Annotated in this window: 3 protein-coding genes; 1 reads left to right on the plus strand and 2 read right to left on the minus strand. The window is 54.2% G+C overall.

All coding sequences use genetic code 11. The annotated features are described in order from the left end of the window. Nucleotides 1-173 precede the first annotated feature (173 nt). Complete coding sequence (locus tag RTK32_RS15530; protein ID WP_312045538.1) at nt 174-1,013, minus strand: MurR/RpiR family transcriptional regulator; 840 nt, start codon at nt 1,011-1,013, stop codon at nt 174-176. A gap of 266 nt (nt 1,014-1,279) precedes the next feature. Next, nucleotides 1,280-3,199 carry a bifunctional 5-dehydro-2-deoxygluconokinase/5-dehydro-2-deoxyphosphogluconate aldolase gene (gene iolC / locus RTK32_RS15535; RefSeq protein WP_312045540.1) on the minus strand — a complete coding sequence of 640 codons (1,920 nt, stop codon included), beginning with the start codon at nt 3,197-3,199 and terminating at the stop codon, nt 1,280-1,282. Between the two features lie 529 nt (nt 3,200-3,728). Between iolC and RTK32_RS15540 the strand changes: the two genes are divergently transcribed. Next, nucleotides 3,729-4,537: thiamine pyrophosphate-binding protein (locus RTK32_RS15540; protein WP_312045542.1), on the plus strand; the 809-nt coding region annotated here is incomplete at its 3' end.

The following is a 4,537-nucleotide window of genomic DNA, read 5'->3' on the forward strand; positions in this document are numbered from 1 at the left end:
GAACGCCCGAATGTAAATATGGTGCCGTCAGAGTGAAGAAAATTGCTGATGCACAGCGCAGCAGGTTACGGGGCTTTATCAGTGATTGCCCGGTAAAACGGCGGGCGCTGACGTAATGCCTGGCAGTTTCGGTCTACCGCCCGATGCGGGTTTGACTGCCGTCGGGCGGGCGGTCAGGCTTTGGCGTTGTTCAGTGCCAGAGAAACGGCCAGCGTTTGTGCAAGGCACAGCGAAGCGACCTGTGAACGAAAACCGTCGACCTGCGCCTCGCGTACCACAAAGCAGACATCGCTGAAGGCGGCCAGCGGGCTAACCTGGCTATCGGTAATGGCAATTTGTTGCGCGCCACGCTTGGCACCCAGCTCTACCAGCTCGACAGCTTCACGTGCGTAGGGCGAATAGCTGATAGCAATCACCACATCTTTAGGGTTAACCATACTAAGCTGCTCGGTGAACATGCCGCCGAGGCCATCGATTAAAAAAGCCCGACGTTCCAGATGGCGCAGCGCATAAGTCAGGTAGGAAGCCACGCTGAACGAGCGACGCAGGCCGATGACATAAATGTTTTCCGCCTGCGCCAGCAGTTCTACCGCTTTATTCAGCTGTTCCGGATTAGTCTGCATCGCCAGCTGTTGAAGCGCCTGGGAATTGACCATCGTGAAAACGTTAAGAATTTCAGCCGGGCTTTCCGGTGGCGTAGCCGTTTCATCCGTTGAGGTCTGTCGGAACAGGCGGGCGCGTTCGGTGTAGTTAACGGTCTCTTCCATCAAATGCTGACGAAACACCTGCTTCATTTCGTTGAAGCCGCTGAAGCCAAAGGCATTCGAGAAGCGAATCAGCGTAGAAGGCGGCACGTCGGCCTGTTGGGCAATAGAGGCAACGGTGTCAAAAGCGATACTGTTGCTGTTATCAAGGATATAGCGAGCAACCTGTTTAAGGCGCTTACTCAGGGTATCGTAGCGACGACGAATGTCATCCTGTAACAAGGAAAGCTGTGTTGGGGTAATAGTCATTAACTCAGGCTCGCTAAAATTTAGTCCTATTCTTCTGACGGTTATTCTATCAGATGAACAAAAAATTTCACTTGCTAACGGAATTCAGCGGTTCTATTTCATCGCTATATGAATTGCATCACAGAAAAAAACACGATCGACGCTTCTTTACAGACGTTTGCCTTTTTTAAACGCGTAGAACGAAAGGAAAGGAAAAAAGAGGTGAAAATAACCGCACTGCCAGCGAAGGGGAAATGTCGTTAGCAGTACGGATAAACAGCAGAAAATCAGGTCGCAGGACGGACTTCGCGCCAGTAGTCGATCAGGCGAAGATAGTTACCTTTTACCTCAGCAATCAGGGCTTCGTCGTTGAGTTCGCCTTGCAGCCACTGGCGTGAAGGCTGGCCAAAAATAGTGCGGCCTACCGCAAAGCCTTTTACCCACGGCGCCTGCGCGGCTGCCGCGAATCCTGCCCTGAGCTTCTCTTCTGGTGCGTCCAGTCCCAGGATTAAGATACCGCGGCACCCGGGATCCTGCTGCTCAATCAGACCACTAATTGCCTGCCAGCTTTCCAGGCTTAGCGGCGGCAGTTTCCACCAGTCCGGCTGAATACCCAGCGAATAGAAGTGGCTCAGCATATCCAGATAGTAAGACTCTTTCTTATCCGGATTACTTTCTGGCAGGATCACTTCCAATAGCAATTCATGGCCGGTTTTATTACAGCCTTGCCAGACATCAAGAATCAGTTCGTCCTGCTCTTTACGCAGCTCTGCGCTGTCGTGCGGATGATAGAAAACCAGGCATTTCACCACGTGTTCCTGCGGCCAGTCCACCAGTTGTGAACCAATATTGCCATGCTCCAGGCGCAGCGGCCTTGAGCCCGGCATTTCAATTGGCCGACCGATCCACCAGCCTTCGCCGGTGATGGCATTTAGCGTGGATTGTCCAAAAGTGGTGTCGGCCAGAATGCCGCTGCGGCGATCCAGCCCTGCTTCCGTGGCCGCTTCCTGCGCCGCGCGCAGCAGCAGCAGCTTCAGCTCCGGCAGGCGGCTGGTATCCACGCCCGCCTCATTTGCCATATCCACCAGCTGTTTACGATGGTCAAAAGCGAATACGCACAGTTCCGGCCACTGCTGTTTACGCGTGGTGACGCGATGCAGATGATTCAGGCGGCTGTCCAGGTCGGGACGCTTTACTTCTTTATCGCGGCTAAGAAAATCATCCAGCTCGGCTTTGGTCGGCATCGCCGGTGCGCAGCCATGGCGTGAAACGACCAGCGCACCACAGGCATTAGCGTAACGGCACGCCTGTTCCCAACTCTCATCGTTCAGCCAGCCACGCAGCAGGCCGGACATAAAAGCATCGCCCGCGCCCAGGACGTTTAAGACTTCTACGCGCACGCCGCTTTGCAATTTCGTCTGCTCCCAGCTTGTCGGGATCTCGCCTTCCAACACGACGCAGCCCAGCGCGCCACGCTTGCAAACCAGCGTCGCTTTGGTTGCCTGACGAACATTTTTGAGTGCGGTTAGCGTATCGGTACTGCCGCCGGCGATATGAAACTCCTCTTCAGTGCCGACAACTAAATCGAAATAGTGCAGAACTTCCTGCAGCTGCTGCGTTACGTGGCTGGATTCAATAAAGCGGGTTTCACCATCGCCGAGCGAAGTGAGTCCCCACAGTACCGGACGGTAGTCAATGTCCAGCGCGGTGCGTAGGCCGTGGCGGCGAGCGATTTCCAGCGCCTTCAGGACGGCGGCGCGGGTATCAGGATGAGACAAATGCGTGCCGGTAACTGCTACGGCGCGAGAAGAGGCAATGTAATCTTCCTGGATGTCTTCGGGCGTCAGGCCCATGTCGGCACAGTTATCACGATAAAACACCAGCGGAAAGGTATCCTGATCTTTGATCCCAAGGATCACCAGACCCGTCAGGCGGGTTTTATCAGTGATCAGGCATTCGGTATCTGCCCCTACGCGCTGCAGTTCTTCCCGCAGAAAGCGCCCCATATGTTCATCGCCTACGCGAGCTAACATACCGGATTTCAGGCCCTGAATTGCCGTACCGTAAGCGACATTGCCGGACGAACCGCCAAGATATTTGGAAAATGTACTCATATCTTCCAGTCGGGCACCAATCTGCTGACCATAGAGGTCAACGGCAATGCGCCCGATACAGATCACATCAAGCCGCTTCTGTTGTGTACTCATTCTGTTTTCCTTCTGTGATAGGCCAGCCGCGCTATATCAGCGCATCCTCCTGAACGCATAGCGGCGTCCGGATATGAGGTGCAAATCAGTATGGGGAATAAATATTTCAACTTCAACCTGGAATGAAATTAATACCCCAAAAATGTGAAGTGGCTAAAACTCTCGCATTCTGCGCCGACGCTGCCCTGTTACCCCGCCGTTTGTAACGATTCCTACAGACAATAAAAGCGTCAAAACAAGGGGCTCTGTTTCGCTTAACTGACTGATATATATATTTAATAGTTATCATTTTCTTTCTAAGGTAAGGCAACAGTCTGGCGGCCAGAAAACATGCGTTAGCGACAGGCGTTTCAAAGCATAATTTGATCTCTCTCGCAAAATGAAATGTTTCTTCTGTAATGTGGTTTAGTGAAAAAAATATTTGTTTATAATCGCCTCACGTTTCATTTTCGGCCATTACCGCAGTGGCGATTACTCAGGCGAAGCGCGGCAGACCGGCGGTCTGTCGCCCGACCGTAAGGAAGAGCAAATGGGCAAGATCAGATTAACCACGGCACAGGCTTTAGTCAGATTTCTGGACAATCAGTATCTGTCGGTGGATGGCGTCGAAACCAAATTCGTGAAGGGGATTTTTGCCATCTTTGGCCACGGCAACGTGCTGGGGCTGGGACAGGCGCTGGAACAGGACAGCGGCGATCTGGTGGTTCGTCAGGGCCGTAATGAACAGGGCATGGCGCACGCCGCCATTGGCTACGCCAAACAGAAGCTGCGTCGCGAGATCATCGCCTGTACCTCTTCCGTTGGGCCCGGTGCAGCTAATATGATCACTGCCGCGGGCACCGCCTCCGCTAACCGTATCCCTTTGCTGCTGCTGCCCGGCGACGTGTTTGCTACCCGTCAGCCCGATCCGGTGCTACAGCAGATTGAACAGAGCCACGATCTCAGCATCAGCACGAATGACGCGTTTCGCGCGGTCAGCAAATATTGGGATCGGATCAACCGCCCGGAACAGCTGATGACTGCCTGTATCAACGCCATGCGCGTACTGACCGATCCGGCCGAAACCGGCGCCGTTACCCTTTCGCTGCCGCGGGACGTGCAGGGCGAAGCCTGGGATTACCCCGACTATTTCTTCCAGAAGCGTGTGCACCTGCTCGATCGTCGTCTGCCTACGGAAGCCCAGCTGGCGGCGGCGCTGAGACTGATCGCCGGTAAAAACAAGCCGCTGATAGTTTGCGGCGGCGGCGTGAAATACTCCGAAGCGGGCGAGGCGCTGCGGCAGTTTGCCGAACGCCATCAGATCCCGTTTGCCGAAACCCAGGCCGGTAAAGGCACGAT

Origin of the sequence: Erwinia sp., from assembly GCF_031978025.1 — a bacterium.
GTDB lineage: Bacteria > Pseudomonadota > Gammaproteobacteria > Enterobacterales > Enterobacteriaceae > Erwinia.